Below are 25,827 nucleotides of genomic sequence, written 5' to 3' on the forward strand. Positions count from 1 at the left end.
TCTATTTCAAGCGCAGAGATCGCAAGACGTGGGGGTGCAGATGATCGACATCGAGCGAATACGAGCCGATACACCTGCCGCCTCCCGGCTCGCCTATCTCCACAATGCCGGCGCGGCGCTGATGCCGACGGCGGTTGTCACAGCGATGAAGCAGCATATCGATCTCGAGAGCGAGATCGGAGGCTATGCCGCCGCGGACCGCGAGTCAGAGCGACTTGATGCGGTCTACGGCTCGGTGGCGCGACTGCTGAATGCCTCTCCGGAAGAGATCGCGTTCATGGAGAACGCGACAGTCGCCTGGCAGATGGCGTTCTATGCCTTGCCGTTTCGCGCCGGCGACCGGATCCTGACCGCCGAGGCGGAATACGCCGCCAATTATGTCGCATTCCTGCAGGTCGCCAAGCGCACAGGCGCGGTCATCGATGTCGTGCCGAGCGACGCGACCGGCGAACTCGACATCAAGGCGCTCGAACGCATGATCGACGACCGCGTGAAGCTGATCGCCATCACCTGGGTTCCGACCAATGGCGGGCTGGTCAATCCCGCCGCAGCCATCGGCAGAATCGCGCGCGCACGCGGCATTCCTTATCTGCTCGATGCCTGCCAGGCGGTCGGCCAGATGCAGGTCGACGTCGAAGCGATCGGTTGCGACATGCTGTCGGCCACGGGGCGCAAATTCCTGCGCGGGCCGCGCGGTACCGGCTTCCTTTACGTCCGCAAGCCGGTACTGCAACAGCTTGAACCGCCGATGATCGACCACTTTGCGGCGCCCTGGGTCTCGCGGGAGCACTATCAGCTCCGCGACGATGCCCGCCGGTTCGAGACCTGGGAGAACAATTACACGGCCCGGCTCGGCCTCGGCGCCGCCGTCGATTACGCCTTGGCGATCGGCCTCGGCCCGATCGAGCAGCGCTGCCGCCTGCTGGCGGGCCGTCTCCGCAATGGCCTCGGCGCAATCAGCGGCATCACCGTTCGCGACCTCGGCGATGCGCCGGGCGCGATCGTCAGCTTCACGATGGAGGGGCATGAGGCGGACGCGATCGTCCGCAGCGCCGCCGCGGCCGGCATCACCATCGGCGCCTCGCATCCGTCGAGCACTCGCATCGACGCCGAAGTCCGCGCGCTGCCGGTGGTCGTGCGCGCGTCTCCGCACTACTACAATACGGAAGCCGAGATCGATCGGCTGATCGCCCACCTCGCGGGTCTGGCGCCGCGATAGAGGGGCTCAGGTGCAGCGCGCGCTCAGTCCGGATGCGCCGAGCTTGGCCATGACCTCGTCGAGATGTGCGCTGTCGCGGGTCTCGATGACGAGTTGCAGCAGCGTGGCCTTGGCCGGCAGGTCCGAGAAGGTTCGCTGGTGCGAGACTTCGATGATGTTGGCGCCGGCCTCCGCCAGCAGCGCGGCGACCGCGGCCAGCTGGCCTGGCCTGTCAGGAATATCGAGCGAGAGCTGCGTCAGCCGTCCCTCACGCGCGAGTTCGCGCGTCAGCACCGAGGCGATCAGCCTTGTGTCGATGTTGCCGCCGCTCAGGACCAGACCAACTTTCTCGCCGGCGAAGCGCGTGGGATCGGACATGATCGCCGCAAGGCCCGCGGCGCCGGCGCCCTCGACGACCGTCTTCTCGATCGAGATCAGGGTTGCGACTGCACGCTCGAGTTCGGCTTCGTTGACGAGCGCGATGTCGTCGACCAGTCTGCGGACGATTTCAGTCGTGATCTTGCCCGGCGATTTGACCGCGATGCCTTCGGCGAGCGTATCGCCGCGGGCCGGCAGATTGCCGCCATGGACGGCATTGTACATCGAGGGATAGAGCCATGCCTCGACGCCGAGAATCCGCAGCGACGGCTTGATCGATTTCGCCGCAATGGCGATGCCGCTGATCAGGCCACCGCCGCCGATCGGGACGACCAGCGTATCAAGCTCCGGCACCGCCTGGAGCATCTCCAGCCCGACCGTGCCCTGCCCCGCAATGACCAGCGGATCGTCGTAGGGGTGGACGAAGATCATGCCGCGGGCTTCACCGTGACTTCGCGCAAACGCAGCCGCCTCCTCCAGCGTCGCGCCGGTGACGACCACCTCGGCACCATGATGCCTGGTGTTCTCGACCTTCACCATCGGCGTGCCCACCGGCATGACGATCGTGGCGGGAATGCCGAGCCGCTTGGCATGATAGGCGACACCCTGCGCGTGGTTGCCCGCCGACATGGCGACGACGCCGCGCGCCCGCTCCTCCGGCGTCAGCGCCGTGAGCCGGTTCAGTGCGCCACGCTCCTTGAACGACGATGTGAACTGGAGGTTCTCGAATTTGAGCCAGAGCTCGCAGCCGTAAATGTTGCTCAGCGTCCGGCTGTAGCTGCAGGGCGTCTCGACGACGGCACCGCGGATGGTCTCAGCGGCGGCTCGAATGTCGCCAGGTGCGACCGGAATGCCGCTCAGATCGGGGACTGCAGTTTGGGACAATTCAGCCATGGGACAGCATAGAGCATTCGGCCGTCTCGGGCGATAAGCCAACCGCTATTTGGTAAATTCCCGGGATCGTGAAGCCCGCCACAGCGTCCACAACGTGCGCAACCGCGACACCGGCTGCGGCGCGAAAGGATTGCGCCCCGGCCGAGACAGGCGATCGAGATCGGCCCGCGCCTGGCTTAGCGGCAGGAATGCCGCCCGCGCCGACGGCGGCACCTGCGCCAGCAGGGATGAGGCCGTCGCCAGATGCTGCCGTGCTTCGTCCATGAGCTGATCCAGCACGGCATTCAGATGCGGCGTCTGCTTGCCGGCGAACACGTCCTCGATGCCACAGCCATGGCCGGTCAGGAATTGCTGCGGCAGGAACAATTGCCGATGGGCCGAGTCCCGCGGGAGGTTCGCGATCACCTGCGCGATGCCCTGCGCCAACCCGGCGTGCCGCGCGAGGTGCTCGCTCGCATCCGAAGCTTCGCCCAAGATCCGCGCCGCGAGCGCGAACAAGGCCGAAGACGTCGCCGCCAGATAGCCTTCAAGCGCTGTCATGGTCGGCATCGGATCGTTGTAGAGATCGAACTGATGCTCGTTGACGAGCAGCGACAACGGCTCGACCGGCAGGTCAAAATCGCGGATCGCGCGCAACAGCTCGGCCGCCACCGGATTGCCCTCGGCGCTGCCGTGAACGAGGCCCGAGAACAGATCGGTCCACCATTGAAAGCGGATTTCGCCGGGCAAGGGCTGGCTCACCTGATCGCGGACGCGGACGATCTCGACATTGAAGGCGTAGAGCGCCAGCAGCGCCCGACGTTCGGCGGCGGGCGCAAACAGGGTCGCGGCATAGCGTGGAAAGTCGTGGCTGCGCACGAGGTCGGCGCAAAATGTCACGGCGTCCGGCGGCGTCATAGCGCGGCTCATGGTACGGCAATCAGCGCAGCCGCGACGCGGCGCCGTTCGCCGATCATGATGTTATAGGTGCGCACGGCCGGCCCGGTTTGCATGGTGTCCAGCACCACCCTCACCGCCTTCAGCGCCTGGCGCAGCTCCGGCGGCGGCAGCCAGACGCCGGTTCCGGTCCCGACCAGAAGCGTGTCGATGCTGTTGGCGGCCGCAAAAACCCGATCCAGCGAATAACGGTCGATCCTGGCGGGATCGGTCACGTCCCAGGCCCAGATCGCGTCAGGCAGGCACAGCAGCGAACCCCGATGCGACATGCCGGCAAAGGCAAAACCGCCCTTGCCATAGGCCTCGATCGGCGCCGAGCGTGGGAAATGGGGAGCGTTGGGATCGCCGGCCATGAGCTTCGTCCGAATGGGCTGACTGCCCTCGCAAACTCATGCGAGGGCCTGCGGTTCGGATCACGCCTTGCTTTTCTTCGCCGGCGTAGTCACTTCGACTGCGTCTTCGCGATGCTCGCCGACGCCGAGATAGATCAGGATCGGGGCTGCGATAAAGATCGAGGTGTAGGTGCCCACCAGCACCACGCCGAACATCATGACGGCCGTGAAGCTGTGGATGGCATGACCGCCGAACAGCAGCAGCGCCAGCAATGCCAGCGTCACCGTGAAGTGGGTGATGATCGAGCGCGACAGCGTCGAGTTGATGGACTCGTTGAGCAGCTGCGGCATCGGCATCTTCTTGTAGCGCCGCAGCATTTCGCGGATGCGGTCATAGATGACGACGGTGTCGTTGAGCGAATAACCGAGAATGGTCAGAAGCGCCGCGATGCTGGTGAGATCGAAGTCGACCTGGCTGATCGACATGAAGCCGATGGTCAGCACGATGTCGTGCACGTTGGCGATCATGGCGCCGAGCGCGAACTGCCATTCGAACCGGAACCAGAGGTAGATCAGGATCGACACGATTGCGAGCATCAGGCCGAGCATGCCGAAGGCCAGCAACTCGCCGGAGACGCGCGGGCCGACCACTTCGACGCGGCGATATTCAAAGAAATCGCCTAGCGCCGTGCGGACTTTCTGCACGGCTTCCTGCTGCGCGGCGTCGCCGCCCGGCTGCTCCGCGACACGGATCAGGACGTCCGCGGGACCGCCGATTTGCTGGATCTGGACTTCGCCCAGGCGCAAGCCATCCAGTGTCGTGCGCATCGCCGCGATGTCGGCGGTGCCCGACTTGGCCCGCACCTCCAGCAGCGTGCCGCCGCGGAAGTCGATGCCGAAATTCAGGCCATGGGTGAAGAACAGCGTGATGGCGACAATCGACAGCGCCGCCGAGATCGGGAAGCTGATGCGACGGAAGCGCGTGAAGTCGAAATGCGTATCGTCAGGGACGATGCGCAGCGACGGCAGCAGGCCGAACACCGAGACCACGGTGAGGACAGCAATGAGGATGCCGAGCCCGATGAGAACAATGTGAGTCACGGTCAGGCTCCTAGATCGGCACGCTCTGCGGCCGCTTCCACCGCACCCACCCGGCGACGATCAGCCGGGTCAGCGTGAAGGCGGTGAACACCGTGGTGATGATGCCGATGCCGAGCGTCACGGCGAAGCCGCGCACCGGGCCGGTACCGATATAGAATAGCACCGCGGCGGCAATGAAGGTGGTGATGTTGGAATCGAGGATGGTCGCGAGCGCTCGCTTGAAACCGGCGTCGATCGCCGAGATCGCGTTGCGGCCGCTGCGCAGCTCCTCACGGATGCGCTCGTAGATCAGCACGTTGCTATCGACCGCGATGCCGACGGTGAGCACGATGCCGGCGATGCCGGGCAGCGTCAGCGTGGCGTTGAGCAGCGACAAGAGGCCGAAGATCATTGCGACGTTGATGGCCACCGCGATGTTGGCGAACACGCCGAACAGCCGGTAGGTCAGCAGCATGAACACGATGACCATGATCGAGCCGACATAGGCCGCCAGCTCGCCCTTCTCGATCGAGTCCTGGCCGAGGCCCGGACCGACGGTGCGCTCCTCGACCACCGTGAGCGGCGCCGGCAGCGCGCCGGCGCGCATCAGGATCGCAAGATCGTTGGCAGCCTGGACCGTGAAGCTGCCCGAGATCTGCCCCTGTCCGCCCGTGATGGGCTCGCGGATCACAGGCGCCGAGATCACCTCGTTGTCGAGCACGATCGCGAACGGCAGCCCCACGTTCTCCTGCGTGGCCTGCGCGAATTTGCGGGCGCCAGTGGAGTTGAAGCGGAAGGAGACGATCGGCTCATTGGTGCGCTGGTCAAATCCGGGCTGCGCATCGGTGAGCTCGGCGCCCGAGACCAGCACCTGCTTCTTGACGACGTAAGGCACCTTCGGCGAGTTCTGGCTCATCAGCAGCTCAGAATCCGGCGGCACTCCACCGCGCTGCGCCTGGTCCGGCGGCACCGAGGTGTCGACCATGCGGAATTCCATCTTGGCGGTCTTGCCGAGCAGCTCTTTCAGATGCGTCGGGTCCTGAAGGCCCGGGACCTGCACCAGAATGCGGTCGGTGCCCTGACGCTGGATCACCGGCTCGACGGTGCCGAGCTCGTTGACGCGGCGCTCGACGATCTGGATCGACTGCTCGATGGTCTTGCGCATGCGCTCGACCATGGCAGGCTGCGACAGCGCCAGACGGATCAACCCGCCGCCGGCATCGGATATGTCGAGGTCGCGCTGGGTGCTCGACCCGAGCAGTCCGCCGATCGGTTGCGAGAGGTCACGCAGCTTGGTCAGCGCGGCCTGGAGATCGGTATCCTTGACTCGGACCTCGACCGTGTCGCCGCGGGTCACGAGGCCGGTATAGCCGATCTTCGCCTCGCGCAGCGCGCGGCGGACGTCGTCGCGGACCTGGTCGAGCTTTTCCTTCTTGACGTAATTGCCATCGACCTCGAGCAGCAGATAGGAGCCGCCCTGAAGGTCGAGGCCGAGCACGAGCCGGCGCTGGGCCCAGGCGGGCCAGGTCTTGACCTGCGCTTCGGGGAAGAAGTTCGGGACCGCGCAGAGGCACACGATCAGCGCTGTCAGGATAATCCCGAGCGCCCTCCACCGCGTGAAATACAACATCGACTGGACCTGTCAGATCAGGAGATTTGAGAGACTCGCGGAAGCGCTTACTTCGCCGCGGCGTCGTCCTTGGCGCTTTCCTTCGCGCTGTCCTTGGCCGGCTCGCCCTTGGCGCGCACGCCCGAGATCATCGATCGCATCTGGCGCACGCGCACGCCGTCGGAAATCTCGAACTCGATCTGGTCGTCATCGACCACCTTGGTGACCTTGCCGACCAGGCCGCCCGAGGTCACGACGGTGTCGCCGCGGCGGATGTTCTTCACGAGCTCGGCGTGGTCCTTCACCTTCTTCTGCTGCGGGCGCAGAATCAGGAAGTACATGATCACGAAGATCAGGGCGAACGGCAGCAGCGACATCAACATGCTGTTGGTGTCGCCGGCGCCCGCGGCCTGGGCATACGCAGGGGTAATGAACATTCGGACGATCCTTGTGGAAACAGGGGAAGCCGGTCAGGCCCTTGCGGCGACCGGTCCGGTCAAATTCGCGCGGACTATAGCGGCCATTGCCCCAATTGCAACGCTGCCAGACCGTCGATTTGGCCACCTTGCGGCCGGCCATCAGGCCCGATAAGGCTGCATTCTCAGGAACTTCGGACATGCCCAAAAAACCAAGCAAAAGCCCGGCCGGCAAAGGCCCCCGTACCCCTGCCACCAAGCCCGCCCAGGTCGCGGCAAAACGCCCCAAGGCAGTCTCAAGGGCGGCCCTCAAGGCCTCCCAGGACCTTTCCCAGGAGCGCATCGTCCGCGCACTGGAGACCATTGCGGCGCACCTCGCCGCCCAGGGCAACCCGGTTGTCGCGCGCGAGTCGTTCAAACAGGCGGACGCCTATGTCTGGCACCCCGACGGCCGCCTTGCTGCGGTGCCGCGGGTCAGCCGCGTCGAGCTATTCCTGCTTAGGGGCGTCGACCGTGTGCGCGACATTCTGATGGAGAACACCGAGCGGTTCGCCAACGGCCTGCCCGCCAACAACGCCCTGCTGTGGGGCGCGCGCGGAATGGGCAAGTCCTCGCTGGTGAAGGCGGCTCACGCCAGCATCAACGCCGACCGCAAACCCGCCGACAAGCTGAAGCTGATCGAGATCCACCGCGAGGACATCGAGAGCCTGCCGGCGCTGATGGAGCAACTGCGCGCCTCATCCTTCCGCTTCATCGTGTTCTGCGACGACCTTTCCTTCGACGGCAATGATGCATCCTACAAGTCGCTCAAGGCTGTGCTCGAAGGCGGCATCGAGGGCCGGCCCGAGAACGTCATCCTCTACGCCACCTCCAACCGCCGCCATCTGCTCGCGCGCGAGATGATCGAGAACGAGCGCTCGACCGCGATCAATCCCGGCGAAGCGGTCGAGGAAAAGGTCTCGCTGTCGGACCGCTTCGGCCTGTGGCTTGGCTTCCACCGCTGCAGCCAGGACGAATATCTCGCCATGGTGCGCGGCTATTGCGGCCATTTCGGCGTCAAGGTCGACGATGAGGCGCTGGAGCGCGAGGCGCTGGAATGGTCAACGACGCGCGGCTCGCGCTCGGGCCGTGTCGCCTGGCAATTCGTGCAGGAGCTGGCCGGACGGCTCGGCGTGAAGCTCGCGACCAAGTAGCGTCTTCAAAAACATGATCGCCCGCTCCAGTGCGCTGCGCACAAGGCGGGCGATCATTGGGCTCGACTTGATGTGGAAGCGAGGCCCTAGGGCCTCACGCCCCGTTCAGGAATTGAAGCGGGTCAACCGGGCTCGATCCCTTACGGATCTCGAAGTGGAGCTGCGGCGACGCCACCTCCCCGGATTGACCCGACTTGGCAATGACCTGACCGCGCTTGATGGGATCGCCGCGCTTCACCAACAGCTCACTCGCATGGGCATATGCGGTGACGTAGCCGTTGGAGTGCCGAACCAGGACGAGATTGCCGTAGCCCTTCAGCTCGTTGCCGGAATAGGCAACGACACCGTCTTCTGCCGCCTTGACCGGCGTACCCTCGGGCACCGCGACATTGATGCCGTCATTGGACTTGCCGTTGGTCTTGGCGCCGTAGCTCGTGATCACCTTGCCGCGCACCGGCCAGCGGAAGGTCGGCAACGAGCTGGTGGTCTCTGCCGCTTTCGCCGGCGTCTCGGCGGCCTTCTCTTCGATATTCGTGGTGGCCTGAGCCAGGCGCGCGCTCTGCGCGGGTTGGGCAACAGCGGCCATCCTGGTGGTCGGTGCGGGAGCGGCCGCAACCGGCTGCAGCGCAGCCGCCACGGGGGCCGCGGCGACAGGCGCCGGAGCAAGCGGAGCGGCAACCGCTGCGGTTTTGGCGCCCGGCACGGTCAGCTTGGTGCCGAGCTTCAGCTTGGTCGACGGCTCGAGACCATTGGCGCGAGCGAGCTCGGCCGCGGAGATATGGTTCTTGCGCGCGATGCTGGCGAGCGTGTCACCGTGATTGACGAAGTGGTAGCTCGATGGCGCAGCGACGGCGGCAACCGGTTTCGCCATTGCGGGAGCCGCCGCAACCGGAGCCGTGACCGGCGCCGGTGCAGCAGCCGTTGCACCCGGATGCGGGATGACCAGCTGCTGGCCAGGCGAGAGCGCGCGCGGCCCCTTGTAGCCGTTGGCGGCCATGATCGCCTGCGGGCTCACATGGTAGCGCTTGGCGAGCACGTCGAGCGTGTCGCTGGTGCCGACGATGATCTTGGTTCCGCCGACGGGCTGGGCAGCTGCAACTGAGCGCGGCGGCACGGTGCCGGTGGCTTCAAGACGCGGCTGAGCCGGCGGCGTGTAGGAGCCGAGGCCGCGACCGCCTCCGGAGACGCCCCCACCCGACGCAACCGGATAGGATTGCGGCGCAGCGACAGCCGGCGGCGGCAAGGCCTGAGACTGATAGTAGCCGGGCTGGGTCTGCGGCCGTGCATATTGCGGCAGCTCACGCTGCGGCGGCGGGGCCTGCTGGACCGAACCGGTCGATTCAGAGAAGGGATTGGAGAAGTTCGACTGGGACAGCCTCGACTGCATGTCGGCACTGCACCCTGCGAAGCTGAAGGAAATCAGCGCCAGCACCGCGACCTGCGGTACGCGGCGCGAGTAAAGCAACTCGGCGACAACAGACATGGTTACTCACTCGTACGCAACAGAACTGGTCTTTTAAGTAAACACGTCGCGAGTAAATAACGGCTTAACCCTCCCAATAAGATGTTGGCAGCACAGCCGATCCGGAATTCTACAGCTCCCGCGCCACGCCGGGCAGCGCCGGCACGAAACGGACCTCCACGAGTTCCCTGCGTTCGATCCCGGCTTCGGTACGGCTGAGACGGGTCAGCGTCTGCACGCCCTGATGCGGCCCGACCGGCGCAATCAGGATGCCGCCGACCTCGAGCCGTTCGACGAGGTTCTCCGGAATCTGCTCCACCGCGGCGGTAACGATGATGCGGTCGAACGGGCCGATGTTGGGTGGCAGATTGAGGCCATCGCCCAGCATCACCTCGACATTGTGACACCCGAGCTTTTCAAGCCTGGCGCGCGCGGCGTCCGCAAGCTTGCGGTAGCGCTCGACCGTCAGCACCTCGCGCGAAAGCCGCGACAGCACGGCGGCCTGATAACCGGAGCCGGCGCCGATCTCGAGCACGCGATGCTGCTTCTGGAGCTGAAGCTGCTCGGTCATGTAGGCGACGACAAATGGCTGGCTGATGGTCTGCCCGCAGGCGATCGGCAACGCGCTGTCACGATAGGCGGCGTCGCGATCGGACGCTTCGACGAACAGATCGCGCGGCACCTCTTCCATGGCCCGCAGCACGGTCTGATTGCTGATGCCGCGACGCCTCAGCGTGAGCTGAAACATCATCTTTTCCGGCGGGGGCTGGTTGGAGGTCATCGCTGCTTATATCGTCTCGTCAGAGGGCCGGATCGTCGCACGCGTCGCTCAGGCCCGGGCAAGAATCCTGTTCCTGCTCAGGAACCTATGATAGCCTTTCGCTGCGGTATTTGACCACAAATCGGCTTGCAGCGGGCCAGCCGCAAACGCATTTCCGCGCGTCCGCCGGCCGAAACGCGCATTGCGTCGATTCATGTTATCTGCGAACGTTTTCCGGAGATGGGCAAGGACTCAACGACAATGACCGCGACCGGGCTTTCGGGCCGCTCTGTATTCCTCGTCGAGGACGAGGTCATGATCAGAATGATGGTCGCGGATATGCTGGAGGAGCTCGGCTACAAGGTCGCGGCGGAAGCGGGCGATATCAACGAGGCCCTGCGGCTGGTCCAAGCCACCGAGTTCGACATCGCCATCCTCGATGTCAACGTCAACGGCAAGGTCATTTCGCCGGTTGCCGATCTCATCAGGGAAAAGGGCTGCCCGTTCATCTTTGCCACCGGCTACGGCTCGTCGGGCCTGCCCGAGCAATATCGCGACCGGCCAGCGCTGCAGAAGCCGTTTCAGCTCGACGCGCTCGGCAAGACCATCGAAGCCGCGCTTCGCACCGGCTAGCTAGCTTCTACTTCCAAATCATCTTCACTTTAGCGTCGCGCTCAGCTCTTCGGAAAACGCTTCATTGGTACGATCGAGCCGCAGTGGCGTGACCGAGACATAGCGCTCGCGCAGCGCCGCGAGATCGGTGCCTGCGGCCGGCATGTCCATCATCGCGGCACGTTCGAAGCCAATCCAGAAATAAGGATTGTTGCGGCCGTCCCTGCGCTCGTCGATCCTGAGGAAGCCGAGATTGCGCTTGCCCTGCCGCGTGACGCGAATGCCGAGCACATCCTCGGGCGCGCAGGACGGGAAGTTGACGTTGATGACGGTGTCCTTCGGGATGCCGGCCTTGATCACCTTGCGCAGGATGTCGGGACCGAATTTGCGCGCGGTGTCCCACGGCGGCCGCTCGCGCGTCTCGACGCTGAACTCCTGCGATAGCGCGAATGACGGGATCCCCAGGATGGTGCCTTCGAGCGCACCGGCGATGGTGCCGGAATAGACCACGTCCTCGGCAACGTTGCGGCCCTTGTTGACGCCGGAGAGCACGACATCGGGCAGCTTGGCGCCGAGGATGTGGCGCGCGCCCATGATGACGCAGTCGGTCGGCGTGCCGCGCACCGCGAAGTGCCGCGGCCCGACGTCGCGCAGGCGCAGCGGATCGTTCAACGACAGCGAATGCGACACGCCGGACTGGTCGAGCTCGGGCGCGACCACCCAGACGTCGTCGGACAGCGCGCGCGCGATCTCCTCCACGACCTTGAGGCCGGGAGCGTGGATGCCGTCGTCATTGGTGCAGAGAATACGCATGCCGGTGGTCGATTCCTGAGCTGGGTCAGGCCGTCTTATCCCGCTATGGCGGATCAGGCAAACCGGTATCCAGGCCCGACGCATTATTAACGCCGGGCGCAATTAACGCCGGACGCGCCATTGCGGCAGGAAGCGCGCAAGCTTGCCCTCCGCGCGCAGCTGCATCGCCGGCACGACAGGGCTGACGACGGGTGTCTCGATCACACCGAGCGCCTTCAGCTGCGCAACGAATGGAGCCGACACGGGCGTCTCTGGAAAGCGCTCACGCGCTACCGTTACCGCCGTGTCAAAATCCTCGACATTGACGCCCGGCTTGGCGCGCCGGCTTTGCACATGCGTGTCGTCCCAGAGCCGCGCGATGTCGATGTCCAGCACGCCACGCAAGCGCTGGTCGACGGCCTGGATACCGGAACCGGTCACCGCCCATTGTCGGCCGACCCAGAAGATGTCGCGGTGCAAGGCCATGGACGGTCGGTTCGCGTTGACGGATGGCCGGCAGGATAACCGGCCGCCCGATCTTCGCAACCAAACGTTTCTGCGTTTCAGGCGGGCAACGAGAATTATTCGCGCGCGACCACTTTCAACCCGCCCATATAGGGCTGAAGCACGCTGGGAACGGCGATCGAGCCGTCCTCCTGCTGATAAGTCTCCATGACGGCGATCAGCGCGCGGCCGACCGCCGTACCGGAGCCGTTCAGCGTGTGCACGAAGCGCGGCTTGCCGTCCGGGCCGCGCGAACGCGCATCCATGCGCCGCGCCTGGAAATCGCCGCAGACCGAGCAGCTCGAGATCTCACGGAACATGCCGCCGTCGCCCTGCCCGGGCATCCAGACTTCGATGTCATAGGTTTTTTGCGACGAGAAACCCATATCCCCTGCGCAGAGCGTCATGACGCGATAGTGCAGGTCGAGCTTCTGCAACACCTGCTCGGCGCAGGACAGCATCCGCTCCAACTCGTCCTTGCTGGTTTCAGGCGTCGTGATCGAGACCAGCTCGACCTTGGTGAACTGGTGCTGGCGGATCATGCCGCGTGTATCACGCCCTGCGGCACCCGCCTCCGCGCGAAAACACGGCGTCAGCGCAGTCAGCCGCATTGGTAGTTGCTTCTCGTCGAGGATGGATTCGCGGACGAGGTTGGTGAGCGAGACTTCCGCCGTCGGGATCAGGCCGAGACGCTCGGTCTTCAGCCGCTCATGATCGGGCGAAGCGAGCAGCTCGCCCTTGATCGCCCAAAACTGGTCATCCTCGAATTTCGGCAATTGCCCGGTGCCGAACATCACCTCGTTGCGCACCAAGAGCGGCGGGTTGATCTCGGTGTAGCCGTGCTCATTCGTGTGCAGGTCGAGCATGAACTGCCCGATCGCGCGTTCAAGGCGCGCGAGGCCCTTCTTCAGCACGACGAAGCGCGCGCCGGAGAGTTTTGCCGCCGCCTCGAAATCCATGTAGCCGAGCGCGGTGCCGAGATCGTCGTGCAGCTTCGGCGCAAAACCATAGTTGCGCCTGGCACCGAACACGTGGTGCTGGACGTTGCCGTGCTCGTCGACCCCATCGGGCACTTCATCGAACGGAATGTTCGGGATCGCGGACAGCTCTTTGGTCAGCTCATCGTCGGCCGTTTTCGCGGCAGCCTCGAGCTCCGGCATCGTGGTCTTGATCTCGGCGACTTCAGCCATCAGCTTGGCTGCACGCGCCTCGTCCTTGGCCTTCTTGGCGTCGCCGATTTCCTTGGACGCCGCATTGCGCCGCGCCTGTGCCTGCTCGGAGGCCAGGATCGACGCCCGCCGCCGCTCGTCGATCGCGAGCAGCGACGCCGACAGCGGCTTCAGGCCCCGCCGGGCGAGGCCGGCGTCGAAGGCTTGCGGATTGTCGCGGATCAATTTGATGTCGTGCATGGCGGTGGTCCTGAATCAGCGTGCAATGGCCGAAGCGCGTGTTGGCGGGGTGCACAGCGCTTCCCACTACCACAGGCGTCATCGCCGGCGAAAGCAGGCGATCCAGTATTCCAGAGACAGGGGTGATTCTCCGAGAGGCCACGGCGTACTGGATTCCCCGCTTTCGCGGGGAATGACACAGAGGCGCCCTACTCGGCCGGATTCGGCGGCGTCGACACGTCGGTGCCGGTCGTGGCCTGCGAGGCGGCCGCCTTCTTCTCCACCATCGAGACCGCAATGATCGAGCCCTCGTAGAGCGCCAGCAGCGGAATCGCCAGCGAGCACTGGCTAAGCACATCAGGCGGCGTCAGCACGGCCGCGATGATGAAGGCGACGACGATGAAATAGCGGCGCTTCTCGCGCAGCATCTTTGACGTGATGATGCCGATCCGCCCGAGCAGCGTCAGGATAACCGGAAGCTGGAATGCGATGCCAAAGGCGAAGATCAGCGACATCACCAACGATAAATATTCGCCGACCTTTGGCTGGAGCAGGATCTGCGCGGTCTCGTCACTTCCGGCCTGCTGCATGCCGAGCGAGAAACGGACCAGCATCGGCAGCACGACGAAATAGACCAGCGCGGCGCCCAGCACGAAGAAGAACGGGGTCGCGACCAGATACGGCAGGAAGGCCTGCTTCTCATTCTTGTAAAGGCCGGGCGCCACGAACTTGTAGATTTGGGTTGCGACGATCGGGAACGAGATGAAGCCGGCGCCGAACAGCGCGAGCTTGAGCTGAGTGACGAAATATTCCAGCAGCGCGGTGTACTGGAATTTCGACGCATCCCCGCCGCCAGCGACCAGTACAAACGGCCACACCAGAACGTTGAATATCTGCTTGGCGAAGAAGAAGCAGAGGATGAAGGCAAGGCCGAAGCCGAGCAGCGCCTTGATCAGTCGCGAGCGCAGCTCGATCAGATGATCCATCAGCGGGGCTTTGCTGGCCTCGATATCGGCGTCGCTCATGACGCTTTGGCGTCCTTGATCGCCTCGGATGGCGCGGTGTCCTGGGTAACCTCAACCGGTTCGACCTCGCGAGTGATCGCGAGCGGCTCGTTCACCGCCGCATGCGCCTCGGCTTCCACAAAGGTCTCGGGCGTCGGGGCTTCCGGAGTCGTTGGAGTTGCCGGCGCTTCACCTGAAGTTGCCGGCACTTCGCTTGAAGTCGCCGGAGCCTCGACGGCAACGGACGTACTGGTTTCGGCCGGCTTGTCGAGCGCATCGACGCGCAGGGCGTCGCTGACGTCCTTCTGGAGCGACGTCATCAAATTGTTGCCGGCGAAACCGGAGGCGGCTTCCTTGACCTCGTCAAAGCTCTTCTTGAGGTCGGCCATCTCGGCCTCGCGCATCGCTTCCTGGAACTGGCCCTGGAATTCGGCGGCCATCTTTCGGGCCTTGCCCATCCATTGACCGACCATGCGCAGCACGCCCGGCAGCTCTTTCGGGCCGATGACGACCAGGGCCACGACCCCGATCAGAACCAGTTCACTCCACCCGATGTCGAACATGACGTCTTCCGTTCACGCGAAATCACGATCGGCCTGATCCCTCACGCGCAGGATCGGGGCCGCTACCCGTGTCTCGCGTGCTCCTGGCTCAGACGGCCTTGCTGCCGACGTCGGATCGCGCCGCGGTCGGCGCCGCATTGTGCTCGATGGACTTGGACGGCTCGGCGGGCTTGTCAGCGACCTTGTCGTCGTCCTGCATGCCCTTCTTGAAGGCCTTGATGCCCTGCGCCACGTCACCCATCAGATCCGAAATCTTGCCACGGCCGAACAGCAGCAGGACCACTGCGATCACCAAGATCCAGTGCCAAATGCTAAGTGAACCCATCCTGCAACCCTCCAAACGCGCATCGCCGGGACCCCCGGCCGATCTTCACCGAAACCTAGGCTTCGCAGGCCTCAAAAACAAGGACCAAGGCAGCGCCAATTCGCTGTTGGCGCTACGTAATCTTGCCTAGTGTTAACTGGTCGCAGGCGGCCCGCAGAAGCGACCGGAGGATCACTCCTCGTTCCCGCCTTCGCCGCCCTCATTGCCGCCTTCCGGCGGCGTCTCGGGCTCGACCGCAGGCGCCAGCGCCAGATCGAGGTCCTCGCCCGGTTCCAGGGGGTCCTCGTCCTCGCGCAGCTGAGGATCATCCGATGGCGTCGGCACGCTGAAGCCGGTCGGCAGCCGCGAATCCAGCAGTCCCGTACCCTTCAGCTCCTCCAGACCCGGCAGGTCGCCGAGCTGTTCCAGAGTGAACTGCGAGAGGAAGTCCTCGGTGGTTCCGAAGGTCAGAGGACGGCCAGGCGTCTTGCGACGACCGCGCGGCTTGATCCAGCCGGTCTCCAGCAGCACGTCGAGCGTGCCCTTTGAGGTGACGACGCCGCGGATCTCCTCGATCTCAGCACGCGTCACCGGCTGGTGATAGGCGATGATTGCCAGAACCTCGATGGCCGCACGCGACAGGCGGCGGGTCTCGGTGCTCTCGCGGGTCATCAGCCAGGCGAGATCGCCGGCAGTGCGGAACGTCCATTTGTTGGCGACCCGCACGAGGTTCACGCCGCGCAAGGCGTAGTCGGCCTGGAGCTGCTCGAGCGCGGCCTTGATGTCGACGCCCTCGGGCATGCGCTTGGCCAGCGTCGCCGTATCCAGTGGTTCATTCGAAGCAAACAGCAGCGCTTCCAGCAGCCGCAATTCTTCGGGACGCGCCTGGGATTCGTTCTCCATCGGCTCGGCCTCATCTACCCGCACTTCAGCCAGGCTTGCCATGGCAGATTCTCCTTCTTGCACTTAAGCGACCGGCGCATCGGGCGCAGGAGCTGCGTCCGGAACCGGTTTAGGACGCCCCTTCCGGAAATAGATGGGCGCAAACGCCTCTTTCTGGTTCAGCTCGAGCTGACCTTCGCGCACCAGCTCGAGCGCGGCGGCGAAGCTCGAGGCGAACACCGTCGCGCGTTGCGTCGGATCGGCGACGTGGCGGACCAGGAAGTCGTCGAGAACGCCCCAGTCATCCTGGTCGGTGATGCTGCCGACCAGCCGCTCCAGCGTGGCGCGCGCCTCGGCGAGGGACCACACCGTGCGCTTGGCCAGATGCACGCTCGCCAGCACGCGCGACTGGCGCTGTGAAGCATAGGCCGTGAGCAGGTCATACAGCGTCGCCGTGTATTTCGGATGCCGGATCTCGGCGATCTGCTCGGGCTCGCCGCGCGGAAAAATGTCGCGCAGCAATTGCTGCCGGTTCATCAGCCGGTTGGCGGCTTCGCGAATGGCTTCCAGGCGGCGCAGACGGTTGGCGAGCGCGGTCGCCATTTCCTCGGCGCTCGGACCTTCCGCACTCGGCGGCTCCGGCAGCAGCAGGCGCGACTTCAGGAAGGCAAGCCAGGCGGCCATCACGAGATAGTCGGCGGCAAGCTCGAGGCGGATTTTTCGAGCAGCTTCGATGAAGTGAAGGTACTGGTCGGCCAGCGCCAGGATCGAGATCTTGGCGAGATCGACCTTCTGCTGCCGCGCCAGCGCGAGCAGGAGATCGAGCGGGCCTTCATAGCCCTCGACATCGACCACCAACGCCGGCTCGCCCTCGGCCAGCTCTGCGGGCCGCCCGGTTTCAAACGATAGGATTTCTGCGGTCATGCGGATGCCGTGGTTGCGGTCAATGCGTCCAGTTCCGCATTGTCATTGCTGTGAAGCGTCGTGTCGCAGCCGCCCGCGAACATGGCGCGAATTCGCTCGGCGATTCCGCCCGCCGGCGCGTTCATCGGCACGTCATTACTCATTAACAAACCCTGGAACCCAATTGCGCTGCGAATCACTTGAGCAATCATTGTCGCAGAAGTCGTCACCGGATGGGCGGGGGCGGCGGCGCCATCCACGGGAATGCTGAGACTGCCGAGATTGGCCGCGCTTAAGCCCGCAACCACCAATTCCTCAAGCAGTACGGTGACTTGCGTCGAGATTTCGATGCTACGCCTGAAGCGAATGAAATCCCGTGGGCATTCGGCACGGCCAAACGCCAGCTCGGCGGCGGTCAGTTCCATTCCGGATACGCCGGTATTGAAGGCCCGCGTGCTCATGGGGCCGATTAACCCTGCCCCGGCAGGGGGTCAAGGAAACGGCCGCTAATTCCTCTGGACGAAGCAGGACGGCAGGCCAGCCGACTTCAGATTGTTGCAGGCCTGCACCGCCTCGTCGGCCGAGCCATACGGTCCGGCGAAGGCGCGGTAGACGATACCTTTGCCCTTATCGGTCAGATCGACGCGCTTGATGACCGGCGAGCGGCCGCCGAGCACGCTGCCATACTTGCTCTGCAGCACCCTGTAGGACGCGGCGGCGCTATCCTCGCTCTGCTGCGAGGAAACCTGCACGACGAAGCCGCCACCGCCGCTGGGCGTGGGTGCAATTTGGGTCGGATTGGTCGCGGCCATACGCTGCGGCGGTTGGGCCGGCGCAGCCTGCGGCGCCAGCGAGAGTGGCTGGTTGGCACTGGCATTGGCCGAAGTCGGCGGCGTACGCGGCGCGGCTGGTGCAGCGACCGGCTTCGGCGGCGCGGCCGGCTTGGGCGCTGATGACGCGGCGGCCTGCGGCGCGGCGCTGTCGGTCTGGTCACCCTTCACCGCCACGGTCTTGACCGAGCGCGGCGCACTGTTCGGCATCGTCCCGTTGCTCGGGACCGGACCGGCATTCGGTGGCGGAACGTTGGACAGCGACACGCTCGCAACCGGCGGCGGGTTCGCATTCTGGTTCAGCGGCGGAAACACCACGCGCGGACCGGCCGCCTTGGCATTGACGTCGACGGGCGCCTCCTCGCGCGGCACGATCTTCTCGCTGCCGTCGCCGCTCACCATGCGGTCCGGCACCTTGGCCGAGGAGTCCGACGGCGCGGGCACGATCTTGGTCGGCGTGTTGTCGGCCTTGATGATCGGCGGCTCGCCGCTGCGGGGCGATCCGATATAGGTCTTGTAGGCGAAGGCAGCACCAGTTCCGACCACGGCCAGCGCGAGGATCGCGGCGACCGTCATCATGCCGCCGCGCGATTTCCTGGGCTCGTCGAGATCGGCCTCGGGATAGTCGCTCTGAAACGCGTAAGGGTCGTCCGGATAGGCCGGCTCACGCTGAAAATCCTGCTCACCCGACTCGAGCCGCCCGTAGAGCGCATCATCGTAACGCGCCGAATCGGGCTGCTCGGATGACGCCTCGTAGGCTTGGTCCTGGGCCTGCTCCTGATGATAGGCCTGATGCTGGTAAGCCTGATCCTGATAGGCCTGATCCTGATAGGTCTGGGGCTGATGAAACTCAGGCTCCGGCGCAGCCGGCTGGGCTGAATAGCGATGCAGCGGATGAACGGGATTCACCGCGACGGGATAGTCAGGCTCGGGCGCCGGCTGCGGTTGCACGTTGGCGCGGCGCATCCATGACGGCGGACCCGGCTGAGTCGGGGCAGCCTGCTCGGCATATTCCTGCCGATAGCCGTCCTGCGAATAATCTTCGTCCTGATAAGTCTGTGCTGGCGCTGCGGCCGGCCGCGCGCCCGGGCGGCCCTGTGCTGCGAACGGATCGGTCTGCCCGATCAGGCGGGCGAGCTCAGCCAAGGGATCGTTTTCCGCCTTCCCATGCTGGTCGGCGCCGCGGCCATAGTCGTCGGACGGAAACGGTCTGTCGTGATATCGATCGGCCATCGTGATGATGCGTCCCTTCGGGAAAGCCGCGCGCCCCTCGACCAAGGCGCGGCTTTCGACCCACAAGGCTTTCAACCAAGTCTAAGCGATCCGGCTTCTGCCGGTACCCCCAATATTCCCCTTAAGTAGTTCGCCCCAAACTACCGCATCTCGTCCGGAGCATGGACGCCGAGGATGGCGAGGCCCGATGCCAGGACAGAGACGACGCCCTGAACCATGGCCAGCCGCGCCTTTGTTAGAACTGCATCATTATTGATAATGAAGCGTAAATAGGGCAAATCGCGCCCCTTCGTCCAAAGTGCGTGAAATTCGCTCGCTAAGTCATAGAGATAAAAGGCAATACGGTGCGGCTCGTGAGCCGCCGCGGCGGCTTCCAGCATCCTCGGATAAATTGCAAGGCGCTTGAGAAGGTCGAGTTCAACGGGGTCCGACAGCCGTTCCACGTACGACTCGCTGAGCCATGCGATCCGCTTGTCGGCATCCTCCGGGAGTTCCGGGAACACCTCCGCCCGCGCGTTGCGGAAGATCGAGTGGCCGCGGGCGTGGCCGTACTGGACGTAGAACACCGGGTTGTCGCGCGACTGCTCCATGACCTTGGCGAGGTCGAAGTCGAGCACGGCGTCGTTCTTGCGGTAGAGCATCATGAAGCGGACGGCGTCCTGGCCGACTTCATCCACCACCTCACGCAAAGTGACGAAGTCCCCGCTCCGCTTGGACATTTTCACCGGCTCGCCGTTGCGCAGCAACTTCACGAGCTGGACGATCTTGACGTCGAGCGCGCCCTTGCCAGAGGTCGTCGCCTTCACCGCCGCCTGCATGCGCTTGATGTAGCCGCCATGATCGGCGCCCCAGACGTCGATCATCTCCGCAAAACCGCGGTCGAACTTGTTCTTGTGGTAGGCGATGTCGGAGGCGAAGTAGGTGTAGGAATTGTCCGACTTGATCAGCGGACGATCGACATCGTCGCCGTAGGCGGTTGCCTTGAAGAGCAACTGCTCGCGGTCTTCCCAGTCCTCGACCGGCGCGCCCTTCGGCGGCGGCAGGCGGCCTTCATAGATGTCGCCCTTGGCCTTCAGGAAGTCGATGGTCTCGGCAACCTTGTTATTGCCGCTCTCGATCAGCGAGCGCTCCGAGAAAAACACGTCGTGGCGGATATTGAGCGCGGCGAGATCGTCCTTGATCTCGTCCATCATCATCCCGATCGCCTTGGACCGTACCGTCGGCAGCCATTGCGCCTCGCTCATCGCGAGGAGCTTGTCGCCATGCTCCTCGGCCAGCGCCACACCCACCGGCTTCAGATAATCGCCCGGATAGAGGCCTTCCGGAATGGCGCCGATGTTCTCGCCGAGCGCCTCGCGATACCGCAAGAAGGCGGAGCGCGCGAGCACGTCGACCTGCGCGCCGGCATCGTTAATGTAATATTCACGCGTGACGTCGTGGCCACCGAATTGGAGCAGGCTCGCCAGCGCGTCGCCGAACACGGCGCCGCGGCAATGGCCGACATGCATCGGCCCAGTCGGATTGGCCGAGACGTATTCGACGTTGACCTTGGAGCCGCCGCGGACGCGGCCGTAATCGGCGCCCTCGCGCAGCACCGTCCGCAGCGCCTCGGCCCAGGCGGCGGGCTTCAGCGTCAGATTGATGAAGCCGGGACCGGCGACGTCGACCTTGGCGATCAGCGCGTCGGCGCGCAGCCGCTCGGCGATCTGCTCAGCAAGATCACGCGGTTTTGCCTTTGCCTCTTTCGCAAGCACCATGGCGGCGTTGGTCGCCATGTCGCCGTGGGAGGCATCGCGCGGCGGCTCGACCACCACGCGCGAGAAATCGATGCCCTCGGGCCAGTTGGCTTCGGCCGCGAGCGCGCGGCAGGCGGCGTGCACGCGCGCGAGCACGTCGGCGAACAAATGCGGTGCTGAGGATGTGTCGGGCATGGCCGCCGCCTAACGCAAATCCGGGGTCGAGTCAAAGAGCCGCTGGTGCTCGGTCAGGGCGAAACGGTCGGTCATTCCGGCAATGAAATTGCCGATCCGGCGGGCCCGATCGCCCTCGTCGTCCGCCTCGGCCCCGATCAGCCATTCGGGCGGGAGATCGGCCGGCGATATCAGGTATTTTGCGAACAGGTCGAACAGGATCTGTTCCGCCTCCGCCATCACCCGCACGACCCGCTTGTGGCGGTACATGTGTCCATAGAGAAATCGCTTGATGGCGGCCTCCTCCTCGGCCACCTCGGCGGGGAACGCGATCAGCGCCCGGCTCTGCTGGCGCACGTCCTGGGCCGATTGCGGGCTGACCGCGGCGATGTTCTTTTTCGCCTCCGCGAACACCGCGCCGATCAGATGCGAGATCAGCTCGCGCACCAGCTCAGCCCCGCGCCTGACGTCTTCGAGATCGGGGTAATGCGCCGAGGTCTCGGCGATGATCTCCGCCGTGAGCGGCATCACCTTGAGATCATCGAGGTGGAACAGGCCGGCGCGCAGGCCGTCGTCGATGTCGTGGGCGTCATAGGCAATGTCGTCGGCAATCGCCGCGACCTGCGCCTCCAGCGAGGCGAAGCTCCAGACCTCGAGATCGTAGGACTTGATATAGTCGGCGATGCCGACGGGAATGCCGTGCTCGCGGTAGCGCCCGACCGGAGCGCCGCTGCGATCGGTCAGCGGGCCGTTGTGCTTGACGATGCCCTCGAGCGACTCCCAGGTCAGGTTGAGCCCGTCGAACTCGGGATAGCGGTGCTCCAGCGAGCCGACGACGCGGAGCGCCTGGGCGTTGTGGTCGAAGCCGCCGAAATCCTTCAGGCAGGCATCCAGCGCCCGCTCGCCGGCATGGCCGAATGGCGGATGGCCAAGGTCGTGGGCGAGCGCCAGGGTTTCCGTGAGATCCTCGTCCAGCCCAAGCTGGCGCGCCAGCGCGCGGGCGATCTGCGCCACCTCCAGCGAGTGGGTCAGCCGGGTGCGGTAATGGTCCCCCTCATGGAACACGAACACCTGGGTCTTGTACTTGAGGCGGCGGAACGCGGTGGAATGGATCACCCGGTCGCAATCGCGCCGGAACGGGCTCCGGGTCCGGCTCGGGGGCTCGGCGACCAGCCGGCCTCGGCTGCGATCGGGGTCGCAGGCATAGGGCGCATGGGGGGCTGCCATTCCGACGGACACGACGAATTTAGTCCCTATCCATTTGATTCTGCGTATCCTTGCACTTAACTATGCCGGACGAGGGATACCAAATGAATTGGCCAAGTGAATTTGGTATGACTGCGGGCCTATCGGAGAGACGAGCCATGACGACTGACGTGACCATCAGTGACCGCGCCGCGCGCCGGATTGGGGAGATCCTCAAGGGCGAAGGCACAGGCGCGATGCTGCGCATCTCCGTCGAAGGCGGCGGCTGCTCCGGGTTCCAGTACAAGTTCGACATCGACCGCGACCGCACCGATGACGATCTCATCATCGAGCAGGAGAACGCGGTCGTGCTGGTCGATTCCGCCTCGCAGCCGTTCCTGGCGGGTTCGCAGGTGGATTTCGTCGACGATCTGATCGGCGCCTCGTTCCGCGTCAACAATCCCAACGCGACGGCGTCCTGCGGCTGCGGTACCAGCTTCTCGATCTGATCCGGCTCAAAATCTGAAAAACAACCCCATGCACAGTAGCCGGGACGCCGGCACGGTGTATTTCGGCTTTTGCGAAGATCGGTTGACCCGTCGGGCAAAACAGGGGTAATGTATCATCATCGCGAGATCCCCCAAGGTCGGGGAGCTCGACCGGGCGCACACGGGGCGGGTCGATACGGCCCAACGCCGAAGCGTCCCTTGCCGCAGTCCAATCCTTCGAGAAGGTTTGAATCTCGTCAGTGGCGTCAGGTGTGAGTGGTGACATGATCCCACGTTTGTTGGCCATATCCGATAAGCCAATTCAAAGCGTGGTGTCTTTCTGCCGTCACGCCAGGATCTAGAGCTGCGGGTACCTGCTGTCCTTTAGTACGCGCGTTTCTGACAGCCCAGTGGTACCTGTAGATCAGATCGGCCTGATCAAGAATGTCGGCGATCGGACGAAGTTCGGAGTCGTCGATAAACTCAGATGTCGTCCTTTCGGCCATGGTCTTCGCGGCGAATTCCACGTCGCAAATCTGATCTGGCTTGCCTAGCTGGGCCACGAAGCCCAATGCCCAAAGCAGAGTCCAGGCGGCTTCGTGCCTCCAAGTGAATTGAATCCGGTCGTGCTGCGAAGGGGAATTGTCGAGCACGAACGCGAGTTCCTTGGGAGTCAGATGCGGCCGGAGTTCGTATGTTTCTAGAAGTCGTTCGACTAATTCTTCCTCAAGTCCCTCGCCTTTTGCAGCAACAAAAAGAAGACAAAGAGTGCGTAGCGCGACTTCTTCTTTAGATCGTTTCAGCGCCTCAGCCTTGGTCTCAATAACGGGTAATGCGGCAAAGAAAGGTACGCCCTCGGCTTGAAGGATCCTCTCTGATCTGAGCTTTCTATCAATAGCTTCCGCTGAGATCCCTCCATTATCCGTTGACATCCTTCCATTCATCGCGCCAATCCCCCCAACGGTTGCCGAACGTACAATATCACGAGGCATCCTCGGCCGCGACAGGATCGAGCATGCCGCCGCTTGGAGCGCATGCCAGACGGCGAAGCACCCATCTTCGTCTGCCGTGGCGCGCCGTTCTACGCTAGGGCACGCCACGGCCCGCGTAGCGGCCGTTCCTGCGCTGCCGCTCCTACGATCAGCTACCGCGCCGAGGCTGCGGCTAGGCCGCGTATCATTGATTGATACGTTGATATTGACAGGCGTATCATCCAATGATACACCTTGTGAGCGATCAGAAGCTTCCGGGACAAAACCACCGAGGCCGTCTTCAATGGCGAAAGTCCTAAGGGCTTTCCGGCCGACCTGGTCAAGGTAGCGCGCCGGAAACTGCGCTATCTAAACGCCGCGGGCGATTTGGGCGACTTGAAATCGCCTGCTGGCAACCGCCATGAGGCATTGGCGGGCGATCGCAAGGGGCAACACTCAACCAGAATCAACGACCAATTCCGCGCGTGCTTTGTTTGGACAGCGCAAGGCCCGGCGGACGTCGAAATTGTAGACTACCATTAGAAGGAGAGGACGCGACAATGGCCAAGAAGCTCAAGCCCATGCATCCAGGTGAGGTTCTGCGGGAGGAGTTCCTGGTTCCGCTGAAAATGTCGGCGGGCGCTCTTGCCAAGGCCTGCGGCTTGCCTCGCACCCGGATCGAGCGGATCGCCAGCGAACAGACCGGCATTACTGCCGACACTGCGCTCCGGCTTGCTAAGGCGCTCGGGACAACCGCCCAGCTTTGGCTCAACCTGCAGAACGACTATGATATGCAGCTCGCAAAGCGCGAACTCGGTAAGACTCTTGACCGCATCGAGACCGTAAACAAGCCGGAAGCAGCCTGAGCGGCGGAGCGCAATATCGCAAGGCGTCGAAAATCTGCGGATCGGCGCGGGCGGCCGGCCGCTCCATCATAGCGCCCCGGCGAAACCAATTGTGCCCATCTTCATCGGCCGTGGCGCGCCAATAGTGGAAGTCAATTATCAAATGCGCATTATCGATCGGCTGCTCTGTTGCTTCGTTCTATTCCTTGCAATCGCAGCCGTCCCGGTGCTGCCCGTGCACGCTGCCGAAACCTGCCCGTTCATCAGCGCCAAGGAGCTCGCCGACGCGATGCCGGCGCTCAAATGGTCACTGATTTCAAATCAGGACGGCCGCGGCTGCATCTATCAGGGCGGGCGCGGCGACACGATGATGCTGACCGTGTTTCGCAATCCCGACAAGGACCGCGCCAAGGAATTATACGCGACCTTCGTCAAGACGCTTGGCGAGCGCATGCCGCTTAACGCAGTCGCTGACATCGGCGACGAAGGCCAGGGCGGAACGAGCGCCGCCGGCGCGGAGCGCCAGGAGGCCTCGGTCGTCGCCTTGTCCGGGGATTACATCCTGCAGATCAGCGTCTATCCGACCGGTCGGCGTGCCGACGACGCGTTGCTCGGGCCGCTCACCGAAGGCGCCCGCGTTGCCATCGCCAACGTGAGCAAGAGCAGCGAGCGGTTCGGCAATTGCGAGTGGCTCACTGCCGCCGATGCGGACGGCTTTCTCGACAAGAGCACGCTGACGGTCCAGCGGACCGGCGCCGGCAGCTGCATGATGTTCGATCGCGCGGCCAACACCATGACAGTTGCGGTGATCGCGATCTCGCGCGACACGGTCATCAGCATGATGAAACGCACCGGGCCGTGCCAGCACGTGGCGATCCCGGAGCTCGGCAATGAAGCGTTTGGCGAGCATTCCTGCACCAAGGGCAACGGCAACGCCGTCAACGTCTATGTCTGGAAGAACGGCAGGCAGGCTTCGATCCTGTTCGCACCGGTCAAGCCGCATCCAGAGTCCGGTTCGGTCGAGCGCCTGAAAGCGGTCGCCGGGCGGGTCTATGCAAAACTGTAGCGGCGCCGCGTTGCATTGTCGGCCGTGGCAGAGCACCAAATCGATTTCGTCGACGATTTGATCGGCGATTCTCTTTTTGACGCGTTTGC

The 25,827-nt window shown here is 64.2% G+C and carries 27 protein-coding genes and 1 pseudogene; 7 read left to right on the forward strand and 21 right to left on the reverse strand.

Features of this window, described 5'->3' with window-relative positions; all coding sequences use genetic code 11:
• The first annotated feature begins 40 nt into the window (after positions 1–40).
• Positions 41–1,219: an aminotransferase class V-fold PLP-dependent enzyme gene (locus ABID59_RS07865; RefSeq protein WP_354082995.1), complete on the forward strand. Its 1,179-nt coding sequence runs from the start codon at positions 41–43 to the stop codon at positions 1,217–1,219.
• Between the two features lie 6 nt (positions 1,220–1,225).
• Here ABID59_RS07865 and ABID59_RS07870 read toward each other — a convergent pair whose 3' ends face one another.
• The 6 genes from ABID59_RS07870 to yajC are packed head-to-tail and all read right to left on the reverse strand — an operon-like array spanning position 1,226 to position 6,864.
• Positions 1,226–2,470, reverse strand: coding sequence for a threonine ammonia-lyase (locus ABID59_RS07870; protein WP_148753784.1), 1,245 nt, complete (start codon positions 2,468–2,470; stop codon positions 1,226–1,228).
• Between the two features lie 45 nt (positions 2,471–2,515).
• Positions 2,516–3,379, reverse strand: coding sequence for a phytoene/squalene synthase family protein (locus tag ABID59_RS07875; RefSeq protein ID WP_354082996.1), 864 nt, complete (start codon positions 3,377–3,379; stop codon positions 2,516–2,518).
• A complete protein-coding gene (locus ABID59_RS07880) occupies positions 3,376–3,759 on the reverse strand; it encodes an Mth938-like domain-containing protein (protein WP_148753782.1) in 384 nt (127 codons plus the stop codon). Before ABID59_RS07880 ends, ABID59_RS07875 begins: the two co-directional genes overlap by 4 nt.
• Before the next feature lie 60 nt (positions 3,760–3,819).
• A complete protein-coding gene (gene secF, locus ABID59_RS07885; protein ID WP_148753781.1) occupies positions 3,820–4,839 on the reverse strand; it encodes a protein translocase subunit SecF in 1,020 nt (339 codons plus the stop codon).
• A 10-nt stretch (positions 4,840–4,849) separates the two neighbouring features.
• The gene (gene secD / locus ABID59_RS07890) at positions 4,850–6,448 is read right to left on the reverse strand and encodes a protein translocase subunit SecD (protein WP_354082997.1); all 1,599 of its coding nucleotides are present in this window, start codon (positions 6,446–6,448) and stop codon (positions 4,850–4,852) included.
• A gap of 47 nt (positions 6,449–6,495) precedes the next feature.
• Complete coding sequence (yajC, locus tag ABID59_RS07895) at positions 6,496–6,864, reverse strand: preprotein translocase subunit YajC (protein WP_148753779.1); 369 nt, start codon at positions 6,862–6,864, stop codon at positions 6,496–6,498.
• A gap of 179 nt (positions 6,865–7,043) precedes the next feature.
• Here yajC and ABID59_RS07900 point away from each other — a divergent pair, with 179 nt between their 5' ends.
• Complete coding sequence (locus ABID59_RS07900) at positions 7,044–8,036, forward strand: ATP-binding protein (protein WP_354082998.1); 993 nt, start codon at positions 7,044–7,046, stop codon at positions 8,034–8,036.
• 94 nt (positions 8,037–8,130) lie between these two features.
• Here the strand turns inward: ABID59_RS07900 and ABID59_RS07905 are convergent, their stop codons facing one another.
• Positions 8,131–9,519: a peptidoglycan DD-metalloendopeptidase family protein gene (locus ABID59_RS07905; RefSeq protein ID WP_354034324.1), complete on the reverse strand. Its 1,389-nt coding sequence runs from the start codon at positions 9,517–9,519 to the stop codon at positions 8,131–8,133.
• A 109-nt stretch (positions 9,520–9,628) separates the two neighbouring features.
• The gene (locus ABID59_RS07910; protein ID WP_148753776.1) at positions 9,629–10,279 is read right to left on the reverse strand and encodes a protein-L-isoaspartate(D-aspartate) O-methyltransferase; all 651 of its coding nucleotides are present in this window, start codon (positions 10,277–10,279) and stop codon (positions 9,629–9,631) included.
• A 240-nt stretch (positions 10,280–10,519) separates the two neighbouring features.
• Here ABID59_RS07910 and ABID59_RS07915 point away from each other — a divergent pair, with 240 nt between their 5' ends.
• Positions 10,520–10,891, forward strand: coding sequence for a response regulator (locus tag ABID59_RS07915; protein WP_148753775.1), 372 nt, complete (start codon positions 10,520–10,522; stop codon positions 10,889–10,891).
• A 24-nt stretch (positions 10,892–10,915) separates the two neighbouring features.
• On the opposite strand, the gene surE is transcribed toward ABID59_RS07915, so the two are convergent.
• The 12 genes and pseudogenes from surE to ABID59_RS07975 all read right to left on the reverse strand — a co-directional run bounded on the left by surE (position 10,916) and on the right by ABID59_RS07975 (position 22,422).
• Entirely contained in the window at positions 10,916–11,683 is a 768-nt protein-coding gene (gene surE / locus ABID59_RS07920) for a 5'/3'-nucleotidase SurE (protein WP_187435147.1), read from the reverse strand.
• A 102-nt stretch (positions 11,684–11,785) separates the two neighbouring features.
• The gene (locus ABID59_RS07925; protein WP_354036967.1) at positions 11,786–12,148 is read right to left on the reverse strand and encodes a hypothetical protein; all 363 of its coding nucleotides are present in this window, start codon (positions 12,146–12,148) and stop codon (positions 11,786–11,788) included.
• Between the two features lie 95 nt (positions 12,149–12,243).
• Entirely contained in the window at positions 12,244–13,575 is a 1,332-nt protein-coding gene (gene serS / locus ABID59_RS07930; protein ID WP_354082999.1) for a serine--tRNA ligase, read from the reverse strand.
• 188 nt (positions 13,576–13,763) lie between these two features.
• Positions 13,764–14,579: a twin-arginine translocase subunit TatC gene (gene tatC, locus ABID59_RS07935; RefSeq protein ID WP_354083000.1), complete on the reverse strand. Its 816-nt coding sequence runs from the start codon at positions 14,577–14,579 to the stop codon at positions 13,764–13,766.
• A complete protein-coding gene (tatB, locus tag ABID59_RS07940) occupies positions 14,576–15,121 on the reverse strand; it encodes a Sec-independent protein translocase protein TatB (protein WP_354083001.1) in 546 nt (181 codons plus the stop codon). The genes tatC and tatB overlap by 4 nt, the downstream gene beginning before the upstream one ends.
• 88 nt (positions 15,122–15,209) lie before the next feature.
• Positions 15,210–15,446 carry a twin-arginine translocase TatA/TatE family subunit gene (locus ABID59_RS07945; RefSeq protein WP_092028685.1) on the reverse strand — a complete coding sequence of 79 codons (237 nt, stop codon included), beginning with the start codon at positions 15,444–15,446 and terminating at the stop codon, positions 15,210–15,212.
• A gap of 171 nt (positions 15,447–15,617) precedes the next feature.
• Positions 15,618–16,370, reverse strand: a complete 753-nt coding sequence (gene scpB, locus ABID59_RS07950) for an SMC-Scp complex subunit ScpB (protein ID WP_187435146.1) — start codon at positions 16,368–16,370, stop codon at positions 15,618–15,620.
• A gap of 21 nt (positions 16,371–16,391) precedes the next feature.
• Positions 16,392–17,231, reverse strand: a complete 840-nt coding sequence (locus tag ABID59_RS07955) for a segregation and condensation protein A (protein WP_148753768.1) — start codon at positions 17,229–17,231, stop codon at positions 16,392–16,394.
• A gap of 8 nt (positions 17,232–17,239) precedes the next feature.
• Positions 17,240–17,470: pseudogene (locus tag ABID59_RS37395) on the reverse strand (beta-hexosaminidase); the annotation flags it as partial.
• A gap of 246 nt (positions 17,471–17,716) precedes the next feature.
• Positions 17,717–19,273, reverse strand: a complete 1,557-nt coding sequence (locus ABID59_RS07965) for an SPOR domain-containing protein (RefSeq protein WP_354083121.1) — start codon at positions 19,271–19,273, stop codon at positions 17,717–17,719.
• 140 nt (positions 19,274–19,413) lie between these two features.
• Positions 19,414–21,204, reverse strand: coding sequence for an arginine--tRNA ligase (argS, locus tag ABID59_RS07970; protein WP_354083003.1), 1,791 nt, complete (start codon positions 21,202–21,204; stop codon positions 19,414–19,416).
• A 9-nt stretch (positions 21,205–21,213) separates the two neighbouring features.
• Complete coding sequence (locus ABID59_RS07975; protein WP_354083004.1) at positions 21,214–22,422, reverse strand: deoxyguanosinetriphosphate triphosphohydrolase; 1,209 nt, start codon at positions 22,420–22,422, stop codon at positions 21,214–21,216.
• A gap of 125 nt (positions 22,423–22,547) precedes the next feature.
• Between ABID59_RS07975 and erpA the strand changes: the two genes are divergently transcribed.
• Complete coding sequence (gene erpA / locus ABID59_RS07980; RefSeq protein WP_354083005.1) at positions 22,548–22,877, forward strand: iron-sulfur cluster insertion protein ErpA; 330 nt, start codon at positions 22,548–22,550, stop codon at positions 22,875–22,877.
• Positions 22,878–23,122: 245 nt separating this feature from the next.
• Here the strand turns inward: erpA and ABID59_RS07985 are convergent, their stop codons facing one another.
• On the reverse strand, positions 23,123–23,788 hold the full coding sequence (locus ABID59_RS07985) for a DUF4272 domain-containing protein (RefSeq protein ID WP_354083006.1): 666 nt from the start codon (positions 23,786–23,788) through the stop codon (positions 23,123–23,125).
• A 303-nt stretch (positions 23,789–24,091) separates the two neighbouring features.
• Between ABID59_RS07985 and ABID59_RS07990 the strand changes: the two genes are divergently transcribed.
• From ABID59_RS07990 to ABID59_RS08000, 3 genes are all read left to right on the forward strand, one after another.
• Entirely contained in the window at positions 24,092–24,370 is a 279-nt protein-coding gene (locus tag ABID59_RS07990) for a type II toxin-antitoxin system RelE/ParE family toxin (RefSeq protein ID WP_354083122.1), read from the forward strand.
• 17 nt (positions 24,371–24,387) lie between these two features.
• Positions 24,388–24,693, forward strand: a complete 306-nt coding sequence (locus ABID59_RS07995) for a HigA family addiction module antitoxin (RefSeq protein WP_148753762.1) — start codon at positions 24,388–24,390, stop codon at positions 24,691–24,693.
• A gap of 142 nt (positions 24,694–24,835) precedes the next feature.
• Entirely contained in the window at positions 24,836–25,738 is a 903-nt protein-coding gene (locus ABID59_RS08000; RefSeq protein WP_354083007.1) for a hypothetical protein, read from the forward strand.
• Positions 25,739–25,827: the final 89 nt, after the last annotated feature.

The sequence above is a fragment of the Bradyrhizobium sp. S3.3.6 genome (assembly GCF_040546905.1).
GTDB classification, from domain to species: Bacteria; Pseudomonadota; Alphaproteobacteria; order Rhizobiales; family Xanthobacteraceae; genus Bradyrhizobium; species Bradyrhizobium cytisi.

What these genes read in the sequence shown, in the direction of transcription:
- ABID59_RS07865 (WP_354082995.1), top strand. Translation starts at nt 41, where the DNA reads ATGATCGACATCGAGCGAATACGAGCCGATACACCTGCCGCCTCCCGG.
- ABID59_RS07870 (WP_148753784.1), bottom strand. Translation starts at nt 2,470, where the DNA reads ATGGCTGAATTGTCCCAAACTGCAGTCCCCGATCTGAGCGGCATTCCG.
- ABID59_RS07875 (WP_354082996.1), bottom strand. Translation starts at nt 3,379, where the DNA reads ATGAGCCGCGCTATGACGCCGCCGGACGCCGTGACATTTTGCGCCGAC.
- ABID59_RS07880 (WP_148753782.1), bottom strand. Translation starts at nt 3,759, where the DNA reads ATGGCCGGCGATCCCAACGCTCCCCATTTCCCACGCTCGGCGCCGATC.
- secD (WP_354082997.1), bottom strand. Translation starts at nt 6,448, where the DNA reads ATGTTGTATTTCACGCGGTGGAGGGCGCTCGGGATTATCCTGACAGCG.
- yajC (WP_148753779.1), bottom strand. Translation starts at nt 6,864, where the DNA reads ATGTTCATTACCCCTGCGTATGCCCAGGCCGCGGGCGCCGGCGACACC.
- ABID59_RS07900 (WP_354082998.1), top strand. Translation starts at nt 7,044, where the DNA reads ATGCCCAAAAAACCAAGCAAAAGCCCGGCCGGCAAAGGCCCCCGTACC.
- ABID59_RS07905 (WP_354034324.1), bottom strand. Translation starts at nt 9,519, where the DNA reads ATGTCTGTTGTCGCCGAGTTGCTTTACTCGCGCCGCGTACCGCAGGTC.
- ABID59_RS07910 (WP_148753776.1), bottom strand. Translation starts at nt 10,279, where the DNA reads ATGACCTCCAACCAGCCCCCGCCGGAAAAGATGATGTTTCAGCTCACG.
- ABID59_RS07915 (WP_148753775.1), top strand. Translation starts at nt 10,520, where the DNA reads ATGACCGCGACCGGGCTTTCGGGCCGCTCTGTATTCCTCGTCGAGGAC.
- surE (WP_187435147.1), bottom strand. Translation starts at nt 11,683, where the DNA reads ATGCGTATTCTCTGCACCAATGACGACGGCATCCACGCTCCCGGCCTC.
- ABID59_RS07925 (WP_354036967.1), bottom strand. Translation starts at nt 12,148, where the DNA reads ATGGCCTTGCACCGCGACATCTTCTGGGTCGGCCGACAATGGGCGGTG.
- serS (WP_354082999.1), bottom strand. Translation starts at nt 13,575, where the DNA reads ATGCACGACATCAAATTGATCCGCGACAATCCGCAAGCCTTCGACGCC.
- tatC (WP_354083000.1), bottom strand. Translation starts at nt 14,579, where the DNA reads ATGAGCGACGCCGATATCGAGGCCAGCAAAGCCCCGCTGATGGATCAT.
- tatB (WP_354083001.1), bottom strand. Translation starts at nt 15,121, where the DNA reads ATGTTCGACATCGGGTGGAGTGAACTGGTTCTGATCGGGGTCGTGGCC.
- ABID59_RS07945 (WP_092028685.1), bottom strand. Translation starts at nt 15,446, where the DNA reads ATGGGTTCACTTAGCATTTGGCACTGGATCTTGGTGATCGCAGTGGTC.
- scpB (WP_187435146.1), bottom strand. Translation starts at nt 16,370, where the DNA reads ATGGCAAGCCTGGCTGAAGTGCGGGTAGATGAGGCCGAGCCGATGGAG.
- ABID59_RS07955 (WP_148753768.1), bottom strand. Translation starts at nt 17,231, where the DNA reads ATGACCGCAGAAATCCTATCGTTTGAAACCGGGCGGCCCGCAGAGCTG.
- ABID59_RS07965 (WP_354083121.1), bottom strand. Translation starts at nt 19,273, where the DNA reads ATGGCCGATCGATATCACGACAGACCGTTTCCGTCCGACGACTATGGC.
- argS (WP_354083003.1), bottom strand. Translation starts at nt 21,204, where the DNA reads ATGCCCGACACATCCTCAGCACCGCATTTGTTCGCCGACGTGCTCGCG.
- erpA (WP_354083005.1), top strand. Translation starts at nt 22,548, where the DNA reads ATGACGACTGACGTGACCATCAGTGACCGCGCCGCGCGCCGGATTGGG.
- ABID59_RS07985 (WP_354083006.1), bottom strand. Translation starts at nt 23,788, where the DNA reads ATGTCAACGGATAATGGAGGGATCTCAGCGGAAGCTATTGATAGAAAG.
- ABID59_RS07995 (WP_148753762.1), top strand. Translation starts at nt 24,388, where the DNA reads ATGGCCAAGAAGCTCAAGCCCATGCATCCAGGTGAGGTTCTGCGGGAG.
- ABID59_RS08000 (WP_354083007.1), top strand. Translation starts at nt 24,836, where the DNA reads ATGCGCATTATCGATCGGCTGCTCTGTTGCTTCGTTCTATTCCTTGCA.